General features: G+C 73.6%; 14 protein-coding genes. 1 reads left to right on the top strand and 13 read right to left on the bottom strand.

Going from position 1 to position 16680, the window contains the following annotated elements; genetic code table 11:
* Positions 1-27 precede the first annotated feature (27 nt).
* The 4 genes from IF22_RS0124025 to IF22_RS0124010 all read right to left on the bottom strand — a co-directional run bounded on the left by IF22_RS0124025 (position 28) and on the right by IF22_RS0124010 (position 5527).
* Complete coding sequence (locus IF22_RS0124025) at positions 28-1506, bottom strand: RsmB/NOP family class I SAM-dependent RNA methyltransferase (protein ID WP_387222596.1); 1479 nt, start codon at positions 1504-1506, stop codon at positions 28-30.
* Positions 1461-2387 (bottom strand): methionyl-tRNA formyltransferase, encoded by a 927-nt coding sequence (gene fmt / locus IF22_RS0124020; protein ID WP_030335684.1) that lies wholly within the window; start codon positions 2385-2387, stop codon positions 1461-1463. The genes IF22_RS0124025 and fmt overlap by 46 nt, the downstream gene beginning before the upstream one ends.
* A 5-nt stretch (positions 2388-2392) precedes the next feature.
* Positions 2393-2950: a peptide deformylase gene (gene def, locus IF22_RS0124015; RefSeq protein WP_030335682.1), complete on the bottom strand. Its 558-nt coding sequence runs from the start codon at positions 2948-2950 to the stop codon at positions 2393-2395.
* A 111-nt stretch (positions 2951-3061) separates the two neighbouring features.
* Positions 3062-5527 carry an ATP-binding protein gene (locus IF22_RS0124010; RefSeq protein ID WP_030335680.1) on the bottom strand — a complete coding sequence of 822 codons (2466 nt, stop codon included), beginning with the start codon at positions 5525-5527 and terminating at the stop codon, positions 3062-3064.
* A gap of 238 nt (positions 5528-5765) precedes the next feature.
* Here IF22_RS0124010 and IF22_RS0124005 point away from each other — a divergent pair, with 238 nt between their 5' ends.
* Complete coding sequence (locus IF22_RS0124005; RefSeq protein WP_030335677.1) at positions 5766-7046, top strand: chymotrypsin family serine protease; 1281 nt, start codon at positions 5766-5768, stop codon at positions 7044-7046.
* A gap of 79 nt (positions 7047-7125) precedes the next feature.
* Here the strand turns inward: IF22_RS0124005 and IF22_RS0124000 are convergent, their stop codons facing one another.
* The 9 genes from IF22_RS0124000 to IF22_RS0123960 all read right to left on the bottom strand — a co-directional run bounded on the left by IF22_RS0124000 (position 7126) and on the right by IF22_RS0123960 (position 16407).
* Positions 7126-8109, bottom strand: coding sequence for an AAA family ATPase (locus IF22_RS0124000; RefSeq protein ID WP_030335676.1), 984 nt, complete (start codon positions 8107-8109; stop codon positions 7126-7128).
* Positions 8110-8365: 256 nt separating this feature from the next.
* Positions 8366-10339: a primosomal protein N' gene (locus IF22_RS0123995; protein WP_081883985.1), complete on the bottom strand. Its 1974-nt coding sequence runs from the start codon at positions 10337-10339 to the stop codon at positions 8366-8368.
* Complete coding sequence (gene metK, locus IF22_RS0123990; protein WP_030335671.1) at positions 10336-11529, bottom strand: methionine adenosyltransferase; 1194 nt, start codon at positions 11527-11529, stop codon at positions 10336-10338. The genes IF22_RS0123995 and metK overlap by 4 nt, the downstream gene beginning before the upstream one ends.
* Positions 11530-11616: 87 nt before the next feature.
* Positions 11617-12825 (bottom strand): bifunctional phosphopantothenoylcysteine decarboxylase/phosphopantothenate--cysteine ligase CoaBC, encoded by a 1209-nt coding sequence (gene coaBC / locus IF22_RS0123985; protein WP_030335668.1) that lies wholly within the window; start codon positions 12823-12825, stop codon positions 11617-11619.
* A 14-nt stretch (positions 12826-12839) separates the two neighbouring features.
* Complete coding sequence (gene rpoZ, locus IF22_RS0123980) at positions 12840-13103, bottom strand: DNA-directed RNA polymerase subunit omega (RefSeq protein ID WP_030335666.1); 264 nt, start codon at positions 13101-13103, stop codon at positions 12840-12842.
* A 64-nt stretch (positions 13104-13167) separates the two neighbouring features.
* Positions 13168-13701 carry a nucleoside/nucleotide kinase family protein gene (locus IF22_RS0123975; protein WP_030335664.1) on the bottom strand — a complete coding sequence of 178 codons (534 nt, stop codon included), beginning with the start codon at positions 13699-13701 and terminating at the stop codon, positions 13168-13170.
* Between the two features lie 25 nt (positions 13702-13726).
* Complete coding sequence (gene mihF, locus IF22_RS0123970; protein WP_030335662.1) at positions 13727-14044, bottom strand: integration host factor, actinobacterial type; 318 nt, start codon at positions 14042-14044, stop codon at positions 13727-13729.
* Between the two features lie 179 nt (positions 14045-14223).
* On the bottom strand, positions 14224-15060 hold the full coding sequence (gene pyrF, locus IF22_RS0123965; protein ID WP_030335660.1) for an orotidine-5'-phosphate decarboxylase: 837 nt from the start codon (positions 15058-15060) through the stop codon (positions 14224-14226).
* A gap of 72 nt (positions 15061-15132) precedes the next feature.
* Positions 15133-16407 carry an adenosylmethionine--8-amino-7-oxononanoate transaminase gene (locus IF22_RS0123960; RefSeq protein WP_030335658.1) on the bottom strand — a complete coding sequence of 425 codons (1275 nt, stop codon included), beginning with the start codon at positions 16405-16407 and terminating at the stop codon, positions 15133-15135.
* Positions 16408-16680 lie beyond the last annotated feature (273 nt).

Below are 16680 nucleotides of genomic sequence, written 5' to 3'. Positions count from 1 at the left end.
GGTGACCGGCCGGACGCGTGGGTCGGATCAGCCCCGGCGTAGGACGGCGAGGAACATCGCGTCGGTGCCGTGGCGGTGTGGCCACAGCTGCACGGTCGGCCCGTCGCCGAGACCGGGCATGCCGGCCGGCAACAGCGGCCGGGCGTCCACGAAATCCACCGGAACCCCGCTGCGGCGGGCCGCCTCGGTCACCGTCACGTGCGTCTCGACGGTGTGCGGCGAGCAGGTGACGTAGGCGACCAGGCCGCCCGGGCGGACCGCCCGCAGCGCCGCGCCGAGCAACTCCCGTTGCAGCCGGGTCAGCGGCGGCAGGTCGGACGGTTGGCGACGCCAGCGCGACTCCGGCCGACGACGCAGCGAGCCCAGCCCCGTGCACGGCGCGTCCACCAGCACCCGGTCGAAGTGCTGCTCCGGCACCTTCGGGTCGCTGCCGACCTCCCGGCCGTCCATGGTCAGCACGGCCACCGGAAGATCCCGGGTCGCCAGCGAGACCAGCCGGGCCCGGTGCTCGGCCACCTCGACAGCTGTCACCCGGGCACCCCGCTGCGCGGCCAGCGCGCCGAGCAGGCCGGCCTTGCCACCCGGGCCGGCGCACAGGTCCAGCCACCGGCCGTCCGGGCCGTCCAACGGCGCGTCGGCGAGCGCGGCGGCGACCAACTGGGAGCCCTCGTCCTGGACGTGGGCACGGCCGTCGACCACCGCCGGGATGTCGCCCGGCGCGCCACCGGGCAGATAGACGGCGTACGGCGAGAAGGCGCCGGGCGCACCGCCGACCTGGTCGGCCAGCTCGATCGGGTCGATCAGCCCCGGCCGCGCGCACAGGTGCACCGGCGGGCGCTCATTGTCCTCGATCAGGAGGCGGGCCGTCTCCCCCAGGTCGCCGCCGAGCGCCTCGGAGAAGGCCCGCACGATCCACTGCGGATGGCTGTACGCCAACGCGAGGTGCCCGACCGGGTCGGTCTCCATCGGTGGGGCGAGCTTCGCCACCCAGGCGTCCGCGTCCCGGCTCGACACCTCACGCAGCACCGCGTTGGCGAAGCCGGTGGCCCCCGGTGCGACCGAGCGGACCAGGTCCACCGTGGACGAGACCGCGGCGTGCGCCGGCACCCGGGTGTGCAGGAGTTGGTACGCCCCGAGCCGCAGCGCGTCACGGACCGGCGGGTCGATCCGGGCCACGTCCCGGCCGGCCGCGTCGGTCAGGATCGCGTCCAGCGTGCCCAGGTTGCGCAGGGTGCCGTAGGTCAGCTCGGTGGCGAAGGCCGCGTCCCGACCGAACAGCCCCTCCTCGCGCAGGATGGTCGGCAGCACCAGGTTGGCGAACGCGTCGTCCCGGTGCACCGCCGCCACCGCCTCGTACGCGGCGCGACGCGGTCGGTCCAGTGGTGGCCGGGTCGGGCGGCGATCCCCGCCCCGGCCGGTTGACGGGCCGGAGCGCGTCGGGCGGGTTCCCTCCGGTGCCGTCACGCGAATTCCTCTCCAGCGCCGACCCGGACGCCGCGCGCCCAGTCGGTCGCGCCCATGGCCCGCTTGCCCGCGGCGCGGACCTCACCGAGACGCACCGGCACTGTCGCCGTGCCGACCAGCACCCGGGACTTCTCCACCAGCAACTGCCCCGGCTTCAGCTCGGGGCCGTCAGGCACCGGGGACACCGGGCCGAGCTTCACCCGCTCGTCGCGGAACGTGGTCCAGCCGCCCGGCGCGGGCGTGCAGGCCCGGATCCGCCGGTCCACGGCGAAGGCCGGGTCGCCCCAGCGCACCCGCGCGTCATCCACTGTCAGCTTCGGTGCCAGCGACACCCCGTCGGCGGGCTGCGGCTCGGCGCGGGCGGTGCCGTCGGCGATCGCGTCGAGCACCGCCACCAGCAGCCCGGCGCCGGAGTCGGCGAGTCGCTCCAACAGGTCACCGGAGGTGTCGGCGGGGCGGATCTCGTCGGTCAGCGTGCCGTAGACCGGCCCGGTGTCCAGGCCCTCCTCCAACTGGAAGACGCTGGCCCCGGTCAGCTCGTCGCCGTGCAGCACGGCGTGCTGCACCGGCGCGGCGCCACGCCACGCGGGCAGCAGGGAGAAGTGCAGGTTGATCCAGCCGTGCCGGGGGATCTCCAGGGCCGCCGGCGGCACCAGTGCGCCGTAGGCGACCACCGGCACGCAGTCCGGCTCCAGCTCGCGCAGCCGGTCGAGGAACTCCGGGTCGCGGGGGCGGGCCGGGGTGAGCACCTCCACGCCATGCTCGTCGGCCCACGCGCCGACCGGGGAACGGGACAGACCGCGGCCACGCCCGGCGGGCGCGTCGGGCCGGGTGACCACGGCCACCAGCTCGTGCCGGGAGGCGGCGACGGCGGCCAGGGCGGGCACGGCGACGGCCGGCGTACCGGCGAAGATGACGCGCATCCGGGTCAGCGCCCCAGACCGAAGGGGTCGCTGATGTGCGGGCTGAGCTTGACCGTGGGCGGGGCCGCCGCGTCGTACCATTCGGCCTGGCGGATCGCCTTCATGGCTTCCTTGCGCCCCTCCGGGTCCAGTCGGTCCAGGAAGAGCACCCCGTCGAGGTGGTCGGTCTCGTGCTGCACGCAGCGCGCCATCAGACCGGTGCCGACGATCTGCACCGGGTCGCCGAACGAGCTGAAGCCCTTGGCGACCACGTTCTGCCGGCGCTTGGTGTCGAAGTACAGCCCGGGGATCGACAGGCAGCCCTCGGGGCCGTCCTGTTCCTCCTCGTCGGGGAACTCCAGCACCGGGTTGATCAGGTGCCCGAGGACGTCGTCGACGTCGAAGGTGAACACCCGCAGGCTCACACCGAGCTGCGGCGCGGCCAGGCCGGCGCCGTTCTGCTCACGCATCGTGTCGGTGAGGTCGGCGACGAGCCGACGGAGCTCGGCGTCGAAGTCGACCACCGGATCGGCCGGCGTGCGCAGCACCGGATCCCCAAACAGACGGATGGGCTGGACGGTCACGCGGGACGGCTCCTTCTTCGGGGTGGACGAGCGGTGCCGTACCAGTCTACGGAGTGCCCGGCCGGACGCCGGGCGGCGCACCTCGATCAACCACCGCCGGTGTGCCCAGCGTCACCGGGCGGCCCGGTCGAGCAGGTCACGCACCCGCTCGGCGTCCGGGTGGCCGAGGTCGTCGAGGATGCCCAGGGCCCGCCGCCAGGTGCGCGCGGCACCGGCCGCGTCCCCCACCGCCTGGCGGCTCTCGCCGAGCCGGGACAGGGTGTCCGCCTCGTCGTAGCGGTCGCTGACCCGCCGGTACAGCCCGAGCGCCCGCTGGAAGCAGCGGATCGCGGCCCGGTGTTCACCGAGCCGGGCGTGGATGAAGCCGAGGCTGTCCCAGGTGTTCGCCTCACCGTGCCGGTCGCCTGTCGTCCGCAGCAGCGCCAACGCCTCCCGGCAGTGGCTGAGCGCCGGCGGGTACCGACCGAGCTGGGCGTACGCCCACCCCACCGCGTTGCGGGCGCTGGCCTCCCCGGCGACGTGGCCGGCGCTGCGGTACAGCGCCAGGGCGCGCTCGCTCTGCTCCAGCGACTCGGCGTGCCGGCCGAGCCCGTCGAGCATCGCGCCGAAGGCCCGGTGGGTGCGCGCCTGCCCGGTGTGGTCACCCAGCTCGGCGAAGATCGTCAGGGCCTGGCGGTAGTTCCTCGCCGCCTCGTTGACCCGACCCAGCCGGGACAGCACCCGGGCGAGGTCGCGGTGGGCGTTCGCCTGCCCGGGTCGGTCGCCGCTGCGCTGCGCCCCGGCCAGGGCGTTGCGCTGGGCCACGGCCAGGTCCGGCCACCGCCCCCGACGTTGCAGGAAGTCCACGAGTGTCCAGGCCAGCTGCCAGGCGTGGCCGTCGAACCCGGTCCGCCTCGCGTGGGCGACCGCCGCCAGCAGCACCGGGTACTCGGCGGTGAACCAGGCGAGCGCCGAAGCGAGGTCGCTGATCTCCTCGGGCACCACGCCCGGTGCCGCGGCGGCGAGGGTGACCGGATCGCGGCCCGGTTGCAGCAGCAGGGCCGCCGCGTGCGCGGTGTGCAGGTAGTGGTCCAGCCCACGCCGGATCGCGGCCCGCCGGGCCGGCGCCGGTTCGAGCCGTTCGACCTGCTCGGCCGCGTACGCCCGGAGCAGGTCGTGCGCGCCGAACCGGCCGGGGGCGTGCTCGGTGACGAGGTGGGCGTGGGCCAGCTCCGCCAGCAGTCGGGGCACCTGGGCCCGGGGCAGTCCGGCCAGGCTGGCCGCCGCCGCGAACCCGATGTCCGGTCCGGGGTGGCAGCCGATGAGCCGGAACAGCCGCGCCGCCGGCGGGGTGAGGCTCCGGTACGACCAGGAGAAGACGGCCTGCACGTCGGTGCCGGCGTCCCCACCGTCGAACGAGTCGAGTGGTCGCGGCGCCGCCCGCAGCTCGGCGGCGAGCACGGCCAGTGGGAACTCCGGCTTCTCCGCGCCCCTCGCGGCGAGCACCGCCAGCGCCAGCGGCAGCCGGGCGCACCGTTCGATGATCTCGTCCACCGCCTGTGGCTCGGCCGCCAACCGGTCCGCGCCGAGCCGCCGCGCCAACAGTTGCCAGGCCTCGGCGGTGCTGAGCAGGTCGACGCCGATCGGCCGGGCACCGTCGGCGGCGATCAGGCCGGCGAGCCGGTTGCGACTGGTGACCAGGACCAGGCAGCTCGGGCTGCCGACCAGCAGGGGCCGGACCTGGTCGGCGTCGCGGGCGTTGTCCAGCAGCACCAGCATCCGGCGGCCCGCGAGCAGGCTGCGGTAGAGGCCCACCTGCGCGGGCAGGTGGGTGGGGATGCGCTCGGGCGGCACCTCGAGCGCCTCCAGGAAGCCCCGAACCACCTCGACGGCCGTCACCACCGTCCCGGTCGAGTCGAACCCGCGCAGGTCGACGTAGAGCTGACCGTCCGGGAAGCGATCGGCGACCCGGTGCGCCCAGTTGACGGCGAGGGTCGTCTTGCCGACCCCGGCGGTGCCGGACAACGTCAGGACGGTGACCGGGGCCACGGCGTCGTCGCCGCCCGCCACGGTCCCGGCGCACTCGGCATCGAGCCGCGCGAGTTGGGTCGCGCGTCCGACGAACCCGGGCAGTGCCGGGGGCAGTTGACGGGGCACCGGGAACCGGGGGGACGTCGTTGCGGTACGCGGGCCGCCGGCCCTGGCCCGGACGACCGACCGGCCGGTGGCGGCGTGCTCCCGGTTCGGGCGTCGGCGGCACTCCTCGACCCGGTCCCGCGCGGTGGCCAGCACGCCCTGCTCGGCGCCGGTCGCCCCGAGCAGTCGGATGAGGACGTCGAACCGCTCCGGCGGCGGCAGGATGTTGCCGGCGAAGTACTCCCCGATGATCCCGCGTGACCAGCCGGTCTTCGCTGCCAACTGCCGGTACGTCAGCAGCGTCTCGCCCTGCTGCCGCGCCTCGCGCCGACGCAGCTGGCGCAGCACCCCGGCCAACTCCGGCAGGGTCTGCGCCTCGGCGGCGGTCTGGGCCAGCTCGAACGCCAGCGGCGACCCATGTGACGTGTGATGAGCACCGGAAGGTACCCACTGGTCAGACATGCGGCCCCCACCCCCGGTCGTCCGGCCCCCCGGACACGCACGGGCAGGGTAATTCCGCCCACTCGCCGATCGATAGACAGTTGCCAATCTATGACAGTTCCACTGCGGACCGTCACCGGCCGGCGCCGTCCAGCGGTGTCCAGTCCCGTCCAGGATCCGCCCCGCGACGCGGGCGCCGGTGCCACCGTCCTGGTGCGGGCACGGCCCGCTCCACGACCCCTGGGGGAAGAGGTACCCGATGATCCGTCCACACCCGACCACCCGACGCCCGGTGGCGCTGCTGCGTCGCGTCGCCGTCGCCGCGATCGGTCTCACGCTGCTCGCCGCGGGCCTGACCACCACCCCGGCCGCCGCCGCACCGGGCGGCAAGGCCACCACCGCCGGATCCTTCGTCGACAGCACACCGGTGCCCGGTGGCTTCGCCTCCTGGTCGGAGCTGCTCCGGCTGCAGCAGCGCATGAACACCGCCGCCGAGCGGATCACGAAGGTGGCCGAACGCAGCCCGAACTCCGGCTTCGCCGGCATCGTCGCCGACCCCACCACCCGCCACCTCCAGGTCTACTGGAAGGGCGAGCCGCCGGCGAGCCTGGTGGCCACCGCCCGGGCCACCGTCGCCACCCAGGTGCTGCCCGCCGCGTACTCGCAGCGGGAACTGCTTGCCGCAGCCGATCGGCTGCGGGCCAAGGCCGGAAACGAGATCACCACGGTCGGGCCGCGCGCCGACGGGGCCGGCCTGCTCGTCGGCACGCAGGACGGGCTGCTCGGCGCGCCGGCCATGGCCGGCGTGCCGGTGACCGTGCAGACCAGGGTCGCCGCCGCGCCCGCGACGCGGTGGGACGACACTGCGCCGTGGTGGGGCGGCGCCGCCTGGCGCAACGCCACCACCGGCGGTGGCTGCTCCACCGGCTTCGGGGTCTTCCAGGGCGGGTCCGCGCGGATCCTCTCCGCCGCGCACTGCGGCAACATCAACAACGCCGCGACCGACCCGACCGGGCAGTCGATGGGCATCGTCGGCACCCGCAACGCCGGCACCGACACCCTGCTGCTGTCAGGCAGCTCCGGCGGCCGGGTCTTCAACAACAGCACCGCCGCGAACGGCGACGTGGTCAGTGAGTTCAGCAACCAGGTGATCGGCGCGTCGGCCAGCCAGGTCGGCAACTGGGTGTGCACCTCCGGCGCGTACTCCGGCACCCGCTGCTCGATCCAGGTGAAGGCGCGCAACCTCTGCATCAACGTGCGCAACTTCGGCCAGGTCTGCGGTCAGGTCCAGGCGGAGAACACCACCGGCACCAACGCCGTCGGTCAGGGCGACAGCGGTGGCCCGGTGGAGATCGTGAACGCGGCGAACACGCTCCAGGTCTGGGCGACCGGCACCAACACCGCCATCGACGACACCTTCACGTCGACGGCCTGTACCGGCTACGTGAAGACCGGCCGGGTCTGCGCCTGGCGGTTCTACTACGAGGACATCTTCTCCGGCATGGCGGGAGTCGGCGCCTCGGGCGTCGTCCTCGGCTGAGACGTCGCGGCGACCGCCGTACGACTCGGTGGCCGGGCCGGCGCGCGTACCCGCGCGTCGGCCCGGTCTCGCGCCGGGTTCAGACGCTGGCGCCCGGGTCCCCCGCGAGCACCGCGTCGCCACGGAGCAGCGCCGGCTCGGGCAACGGCAGTTGGATCTTGTGAGCCGCCTCCCAGTCGTAGATCAGACCGGGGCGCACCTGGGCGGCGAAGTAGTCGATCGCGGTCATCCCACCCACCACCGGCTCGTCGACCTCGGCGACCAACTGGGCCGGGACCAGGGAGAACCCGTTCTGCAGAGCGGCGCTGAGGCGGCGGTGACCGTCGACGACGAAGAAGTACTCACCGGTGAACCCGATCTTCAGCGGTTCGAGGGCCTCGTCGCCCGCCTCGGCCACCCCACCGACGAAGTCGGTGTCCCACAGGCCCCGCAGGGTGGCGATGTCCTCGGTCGGGTAGACCCGGGCCGGGTCCAGCAGCAGCAGCGGCGGCGCGTCCCGCAGCACCTCGGCGCCGAGGGTGCCCTCGTACGCGGCCACGATGTGCTCGATCACCTCGGCGGCGGACGCCCGGGTGGTGTCGCAGATCAGGTCATAGTTGCGCAGCCGGGCCTTGTCCACCCCGTACCGGATGATGAACCGGCTCCGCTCGCTCGCGCTGCGCTCACGGAGCTTGGCCTTGGCCTCCTCCAGGGAGGCGTAGCTCTCCGCCGGCCCGGACGGTCGGGCGAGCACCCGGCGGGCCGCCTCACCCGGCTCGGTGATCATGTGCACCTTGAGCGCGTCGGTGAAGAAGTGCCAGGCCAACCGGGAGTCCATGATGAGGCGCTCACCGGAGGCGGCGATGTCCCGCTGGAGCTGGTCGACGTAGCCGTCGACGGCCTGGTCCAGCTCGGCGTGCAGGTTGAGCTGCAGCGCGGTCATCTGCCGCTGCTGCGCCATCTCCCGGTAGAGGTCCCCCACGCTGACCCGGCGCATGCCGAGCCGCTTGGCGATCTCGACCGACACGGTGCTCTTGCCGCTGCCGAGGTCGCCGTTGAAGACGATCGATTGTCCAACGGTCACGACTGGTCCACCCCTGATCACCGGCTCATTGACATCATCGACCTCGCGCCCGACGGACGCGTTTCCGCCATCGTCGCGCCATCCCGCGGCGACTCCAGCTCGGCGCGGCTGACGCCCCCTCGCGACCTGGAGCCCGTCGTACGCCTCGGCATGACGGGCGATGCTACCACTCGGCCGCCACCGGTTTGCCGGACGCGGTGTGCGAGGGCACCCCCGGTGGGCCAGCTCCCCCACCGCCGGCACCGGCCGAAACGCCTCAGAACAGGCTCAGCGGATCGACCTGGAGACGAACCGGATCGGCGGCCTTGCGGGCGGCCCGCGCACCAGCGGCCGAGTGCAACGCCTCCGCGAGCGCGCCAGCCCGGGCCCGGGGCACCCGGACCAGCATCCGCTCCCGACCCTCCTCGGCCGGCACCGGCCCGAGCACCTCGGCGTCGTCCGGCAGCCGGGCCGCGGCCAGCAGGTCCGCCACCGCCTCGGCCGGGCCGGTGACACTCGCCATCCGGACGGCCGGTGGAAAGCCCAGCTCGCGGCGCTCGGCCAGCTCCCGGCCGGCGAACCAGCCGGCGTCCCAGCGCAGCAGCGCCTGCACGGGGGCGAGCGCGCCGTCGGCGACCACCACCACCCGACCGGCCGGCGCCGGGCGGGCCAGCGCCGCCGCCGCCAGCCAGCGGCGCAGCGCCTCCTCACCGGCGCGCAGGTCGGCCCGGGTCAGCAGGGCCCACGAGTCGAGCAGCAGCACCGCGCCGTAGCCTCCCTCGGCGACCGGCTCGGCGCCCGGCGTGGCCACCACCAGGGCGGCACCACCGGGTACGTCGGTCAGCACCTCCTCGCGCCCCGAGGTGCGCACCGGGACGCCGGGGAACGCCCGGCCCAGCTCCTCGGCGGTGCGCCGGGCGCCGGTGACCGCGGCCCGCAGCCGCCGCCCACCGCACTGCGGGCAGGCGTACGCGGCCGCCACCCGGGCGCACCACCGGCAGGCCGGGGTGCCGCCGGCGGAGGGCAGCGCGAGCGGGCCGGAGCAGTGCACGCAGCGGGCCGGAGTGCGGCACTCGGCGCAGGAGATCGACGGCAGGTAGCCACGTCGGGGCACCTGCACCAGCACCGGCAGGTCCTGGCGGAGCGCGTCGCGGGCGGCCGTCCAGGCCAGGCTGGGCAGTCGGGCGGTGGCCGCCCCGGGGTCACGGGCCAGTTGGGGGTCGTCCCCGGTCGGCGCGATGGCCGGGACCCGCGCCCGCACGGTGCTCCGGTCGGCGACCACCTCCCGCGCCCAACCGGTCTCCACCAGCAGCTGCCCCTCGGCCGTGCGGGCGTACCCGCCGACCAGCGCGCCGGCCTCGGCGAGGTGGACGCGGGTGAGCAGCACGTCGCGGGCGTGCGGGTAGGGCGCCCGGGGCTCGGAGTGCAGGTCGTCACCGTCGTCCCAGATGGCGACGAGGCCGAGTCGGGCCACCGGGGCGAACATCGCCGCCCGGGTGCCGATCACCACCGGCACCTGGCCCCGGCGAGCGGCGAGGAACGCCCGGTACCGCCGGGCCGGGCCGAGGGCCGCGGAGAGGCTGACGTGCCGCCCCGGGCCGAGCACTGTGGTGAGCGCGGCGTCGAGCCGGTCGAGGTCCCGTGCGTCGGGCACCACGACCACCGCGCCGCGCCCACCGGCGACGGTGGCGGCCACCGCGTCGGCGTAGCGGGCCGCCCAGTCCTCGCCGGGCAACGCCGACCAGACCGCGCGGGGCGCTCGGCCGTCGGTGAGCGCGCGCAGCATCGCCGGGCCGGTCGGGTAGTCACGCCAACCGCGCGGGTCGACCGCCCCGGTGGGGGCGGCCGGGGTGGGCTGCTCGTCGCGGGGCTCCTTCTCCACCCGCGCGTGCCGGGGTGGCACGGCGAGCCGGAGCACGTCGGCGAGGCTGCCCGCGTAGCGGTCGGCGACCGCCCGGGCCAGCCGGGCGATCTCGGGGGCCAGCACCGGCTCCGGCGAGACCACCTTCTCCAGGTACGCGAGGCGGCCGGTGTGCCCGGAGTCGTCGGCGCGCGACAGCAGCCACCCGTCAACGAGTTGCCCGGCGAAGCGCACCTTCACCCGGGTCCCGGGCACCGCCACCTCGTCCAGCTCCGCCGGCACCAGGTAGTCGAACGGCCGGTCCAGGTGCGCCAGGCCGACATCCACGCAGACGCGCGCGACCGGCGACCCATCCGCGGGTCGCCGGTCGCTGCGCTTGGTGGTGGTCAGGCTCCCGCGGCCGACTTGAGGTCGGCGGCCCGGTCGGTGCTCTCCCAGGTCAGGTCCGGCAACTCCCGGCCGAAGTGGCCGTACGCGGCGGTCTGCTGGTAGATCGGGCGGAGCAGGTTGAGGTCCCGGATGATCGCCGCCGGACGCAGGTCGAACACCTCGCCGACGGCCTTCTCGATCGAGGCGACGGGCACGGTCTCGGTGCCGAACGTCTCGATGAAGAGGCTCACCGGGTGCGCCTTGCCGATGGCGTAGGCGACCTGCGCCTCGCACCGCTCGGCCAGACCGGCGGCGACCACGTTCTTGGCCACCCAGCGCATCGCGTACGCGGCCGAGCGGTCCACCTTGGACGGGTCCTTGCCGGAGAACGCGCCGCCGCCGTGGCGGGCGTATCCGCCGTAGGTGTCGACGATGATCTTGCGACCGGTCAGCCCGGCGTCACCCATCGGGCCGCCGATTTCGAACCGGCCGGTCGGGTTGACCAGCAGCCGGTAGCCGTCGGTGTCCAGACCGAGGCTCTCCAGCTCCGGGGCGATCACGTGGTCACGAACGTCGGGGGTGAGCAGCGAGTCCAACGAGATGTCGGCGGCGTGCTGGCTGGACACCACAACGGTGTTCAGCCGGACCGGGCGCAGCCCCTCGTACTCGATGGTGACCTGGGTCTTGCCGTCCGGCCGCAGGTACGGGATCGTGCCGTCCTTGCGCACCGCCGAGAGGCGACGGGCCAGCCGGTGGGCGAGCGCGATCGGCAGCGGCATCAGCTCGGGCGTCTCCGAGCAGGCGAAGCCGAACATCATGCCCTGGTCGCCGGCGCCCTGCGCGTCCAGCGCGCTCTCCGACGCCCCGGTCCGCAGTTCGAAGGCGTTGTCCACGCCCTGCGCGATGTCCTCGGACTGTGCGCCGATGGAGACGCTGACGCCGCAGGAGGCGCCGTCGAAGCCCTTCTTCGACGAGTCGTAGCCGATGTCGAGGATGGTCCGGCGGACGATCGTCGGGATGTCGGCGTACGCCTTGGTGGTCACCTCACCGGCGATGTGTACCTGACCGGTGGTGATCATGGTCTCCACCGCCACGCGGCTGTGGGGGTCCTCGGTCAGCAGCGCGTCGAGGATGCCATCGCTGATCTGGTCAGCGATCTTGTCCGGGTGGCCTTCCGTGACCGATTCGGACGTGAAGAGACGGCGTGTCACGGCACTCCTAAGCGTGTGAGGTCGTTCCGCGGCAGTCTAATCACCACTGCGGCCGGTGTCGGGATCGGTCGCGTCCTGTTCCACCCGTCAGGAGCGGCCGGGCAGCCGCGCCACGACGAGATCCCACACGGCGTCGGCCACTGCCTCCTTGGCCTGCTCGGGCAGCCGGCTGACCGAGCCGTCGGCGCCGATGACCGTCACCGTGTTGGTGTCGGCGCCGAAGACCAGGTCCGGACCGACCTCATTGATCACGATCAGGTCGGCCCGCTTCCGGGCGAGTTTCGCCCGGCCGTTGGCCTCGGCGTCGCCGGTCTCGGCGGCGAACACCACCAGCACCTGCTCCGGTCGTTTGCGCTGGCCGAGCTCCGCCGCGATGTCCGGATTCGTGACGAGCTCGATGGTGGGCGCGACACCGTCGTCCGACTTCTTGATTTTGCCAGGCGCGTACGTCGCGGGCCGGAAATCGGCCGGAGCCGCCGCCATGACCACCGCGTCGGCGTCGACGGCGGCCTTGACCGTCGCCTCTCGCAGCTCGGCGGTGGTGCCCACCCGGATCAGGTCGACGCCGGCCGGGTCGGCGAGGTCGACGTTCGCCGCGACCACTGTGACCCGGGCACCCCGGGCGACCGCCGCGCGGGCGAACGCGTACCCCTGCTTGCCCGACGAGCGGTTACCCAGGAAGCGGACCGGGTCCAGGGGCTCGCGGGTGCCACCGGCGGTGACGACCACCCGGCGACCGGCCAGGTCGGCGGGAGCCGCGTCACCACGGGCCAGGAGCCGAACGGCGACCGCGAAGATCTCCGCCGGGTCCGGCAGCCGACCCTTGCCGGTGTCGGCGCCGGTGAGCCGGCCGACGGCGGGTTCGATGACCCGCACCCCCCGGGAGCGCAGCGTGGCGACGTTGGCCACGGTGGCGGGATGTTCCCACATCTCGGTATGCATGGCCGGGGCCAGCAGGACCGGGCAGCGGGCGGTCAGCAGGGTGTTGGTGAGCAGGTCGTCGGCGAGGCCGTGGGCGGCCTTGGCGAGCAGGTCGGTGGTGGTCGGCGCGACCACCACCAGGTCGGCCTGCTTACCGAGCCGGACGTGCGGCACCTCGTGGACGTCGGTCCAGACGTCGTCGGCGACGGGTTGACCGGAGAGCGCGGCCCAGGTCGGCGCTCCCACGAACCGGAGCGCCGACGCGGTGGGCACAACCCGAACCCGGTGACCGGATTCGGTGAAGAGTCGCAGCAGCTCGCACGCCTTGTAGGCGGCGATGCCGCCACCGACCCCGAGGACGATCGAGGCGGACATCGGCCAGCGGGGGCTTACGGCTGGTCGGTCGGCTCGGCGGTGAGCAGGCCCGAGTTGATCTCGCGCATGGCGATCGAGAGGGGCTTCTCCTGCGGGGTGGTCTCGACGAGCGGACCGACGTACTCCAGCAGACCCTCACCGAGCTGGCTGTAGTAGGCGTTGACCTGGCGCGCGCGCTTGGCGGCGAAGATGACCAGCGCGTACTTCGACGTCGTCTTCTCGAGGAGCTCGTCGATCGGCGGGTTGGTGATGCCTTCGGGGTTGGCGATGGATCCCACGAATTAACCTCTGCGTCTTTCGAGCCGCGCGGACGCGGTGCTGAGTCTCAACGGTGGCCGGCCGTCAGCCACGCACGCGCGACCAGGCCGGATCCGGATAAGAAGAACCGAGTAAGCCTACCAGCTCTTCAACCACCCGTTCGGTGTGGTCGTGGGTCAGCGTGTGCTCGACGGTGGCGACCACCGTGGCGTCCGGGGCGTACCCGGGTGGGCTCAGCAGCACCAGCCGAGCGTCGGGCAGGCGCGCGCGGACCAGTGGGGTGCCGCGCAGGTCGAGCGGGAGCAGCACCGGCTGCCCGGCGTCGAGCCGGGCGCGCAGCGGCGGGTACGGGGTGCCCCGGCGGTAGGAACCGATCCGGGACCATTCCAGCAGCTCACCGTCGACGATCCGGCGATCGAACTCGGCGGGGGCGAGGAAGACGCGGTCCACCCCGTCGATCTCCGACTCCCGGCGCGGCCTGGTGGTTGCCGCGACCGGGATCCACACGGACGGAGAACGCGCCCGGACGAGCTCGACGACACTCTCCCTGCCGGATCCCGAAGGTCCAGCCAGGACAGTGAGCCGAGCCGCCGGGCGCGCCTCGTCATCCGTGCTCACTGCTTGTTTCTACACGCTGCCAGGTTCAGTTGGCGGCGAACTCTCCAAGCAGTGCCTTGCGCTGCTGCTCGCCGAGGCCACGCAGGCGACGGCTGTCGGCGATCTTGAGCTTCTCCATGATCTGGGTAGCCCGGATTTTGCCGATGCCCGGCATGGCCTGCAGGACGGCCGACACCTTGAGCTTGCCGACGACGTCGTCGCTCTCGGCCCGCTCGAGGACGGCACCGAGAGTGGTCTTGCCCTGCTTGAGCTGCTCCTTCAGCTGAGCACGGGCCTTGCGGATCTCCGCGGCCTTCTCGAGCGCGGCAGCGCGTTGTTCGGGGGTCAGTGACGGGAGCGGCACCAGTTCTCCTCAGGTCCCTATCGCGGCGGGCGGGGCGCACCGCCGCATCTGTGAAACGTGGTGTCGCTGTGAACCAAGGGGTCCATGGTTCCCAGCGCGGGGAAAACTAGCGGCCAACGGAGCTTTCGGCAACGTGGGGGGCCGCATGATCACCGTAGAGTGACCGACCCGTCAGTCAGTCACCGGGCAGGCAGAACGGCCCGGCAGTCGACCAGAACGCGGTCCGCGGCGGCCCGCAACGCGTCCACGTCGGGGCCCGCCGAGAGCACTTCCCGGGAGTACGACGGGAGCACCGAGGCGAGGCTGGAACCGAAGACGGTACGCAGATCGGCCGCGCCGGCACCCTGCGCGCCGAGCCCCGGAGCGAGCAGCGGGCCCCCCACTCCGGACAGGTCGTGACCGGTGTCACCGATGGTCGCGCCAACCACCAGTCCGAAGCTCCCGAGCGGGGACGCACCCCTGTTGAGCTGGGAAATCTCGTCAATCACGGTCTGCGCCACGGTCCGGCCGTCGGCGGTGACGGCCCGCTGCACGGCCGCGCCCTCGGGGTTGGACGTGAGGGCCAGCACGAACACACCGCCGCCGTGCTCGGCGGCCAACTCGAACATCGGCGCCAGCGAGCCGACCCCGAGGTAGGGGCTCGCGGTGACCGCGTCGACATAGACGGAACTGGATGGGTCAAGGTACGCGGCGGCGTACGCGCTCACCGTCGAGCCGATGTCGCCCCGCTTGACGTCGAGCAGAACGAGCGAGCCGGCATCTCGTAACTGTCGGATAGTTGACTCAAGAATCGCCACACCTCGGGATCCGAATCGCTCGAAAAAGGCCGACTGAGGCTTGACCACCGCAACCCGGTCACCGAGCGCTTCGACGACGGTTCGGCTGAACCGGTCGAGCCCGTGCACGTCGTCCGGAAGGCCCCACTGGGCCAGCAGACCGGGATGCGGGTCGATGCCCACACAGAGTGGGCCCCGCTCGGTGATCGCCCGGTGCAGCCGGGTACCGAAGCTCTCCATGGGAGTGTTCCCCTCTTCTCGTCCGGACGGCTGCCCCGCCCGGGTAACCGTCGACCCGGTGACCGGGCCGACTCAGCCGACCGCCACCGCCGCCGCGACCCCGGTCGCGATCCGGGCCAGGTCGACGTCGTCGGTGACGTACGGCGGCATCGTGTAGATCAGGTCGCGGAACGGACGCAGCCACACCCCCTGGGCGACGGCGGCGGCGGTGGCCGCGCCGAGGTCGACCTCGTGATCGAGCTGGACCACGCCGATCGCGCCGAGCACCCGCACGTCGGCCACGCCCGGCGTGCCCCGCAGCGGCTCCAGGCCGGCGCGCAGGCCGGCGCCGATCCTGGCGACCTGGCCGGCCCAGTCTCCGGCCCGCAGCAGCCCGATGGAGGCGTTCGCCACCGCGCAGGCCAGGGGGTTGCCCATGAACGTGGGCCCGTGCGCCAGCACGCCGGTAGCCGAGATGCCCCGGGCGACCTCCGGGGTGCACAGCGTCGCCGCGAGGGTCAGGTACCCGCCCGTCAACGCCTTGCCCACGCACAGCACGTCCGGCGTCACACCGGCGTGCCCGGCGGCGAACATCTCACCGGTCCGGCCGAAGCCGGTGGCGATCTCGTCGAAGATCAGCAGAATTCCGTGCGCGCGGGTCACCTCACGCAGCACCCGCAGGTAACCCGGATGGTGGAAACGCATTCCCCCGGCGCCCTGCACGACCGGCTCGACGATCACGGCGGCCAACTCGTCGGCGTGCCGTTCGACGGTCTCCACCAGCGCCGCCACGTACGCGTCGTCGGGCGGATCGGTGAAGCCGCCCGGCGGCACCGGGGCGAACACCTGCCGGGGCAGCACGTCGCCCCACAGGTGGTGCATCCCGCCCTCCGGGTCGCAGACGCTCATCGGGTGGAACGTGTCACCGTGGTAACCACCCCGCCAGGTGGCCAGCCGGCGGCGCTGGGGCCGGCCGACAGCCCGCTGGTACTGCAGGCACATCTTCACCGCCACCTCGACGCTGACCGAGCCGGAGTCGGCCAGGAACACGTGCTCCAGGCCGTCCGGGGTCAGTTCGACGAGCGTCTGGGCGAGCCGCACCGCCGGCTCGTGGGTGAGCCCGCCGAACATCACGTGGCTCATCCGGCCGAGCTGGTCGGTCACCGCCGCGTCCAGCACCGGGTGCCGGTACCCGTGGATCGCCGCCCACCAGGACGACATCCCGTCCACCAGCTCCCGCCCGTCGGCCAACCGCAGCCGTACGCCTTCGGCGCTCCGCACCACGTACGGCGGGTTCGCGGGCGGCAGCGCGGCATACGGGTGCCAGACATGGGCCCGATCGGCGGCCAGAATCTCCTCAGGTGTCACGCGTACTCCTCCGTGCCTCGAACCGTCCGGACGACGGACGTCCTGCGGCCGGGCCGGGCCGGGCCGAACCGCCCCGCCGCCGCCGTCCGGCCCGCCGCGCCCGCACCTCGCCGCCTGCCTTTGCTCTGCACCCGCGGAGGCGACACCCGCTGGTCGGGGGCCGCGCTCCTGGTGGTGCGTCCACGGGTGCAGAGCAAAGGGGCAACAACCGGCGAGGGGCCCCTGGCGCGGAGCGGGCTCTGCACCCCGGCTGCGCCGGGTCAGCACCAGGCT

The organism is Micromonospora parva (assembly GCF_000718515.1).
Classification (GTDB): Bacteria; Actinomycetota; Actinomycetes; order Mycobacteriales; family Micromonosporaceae; genus Micromonospora; species Micromonospora parva.
The sequence above is the reverse complement of the archived record's forward strand: the minus strand, read 5'-3'. Positions and strand labels throughout refer to the sequence as shown.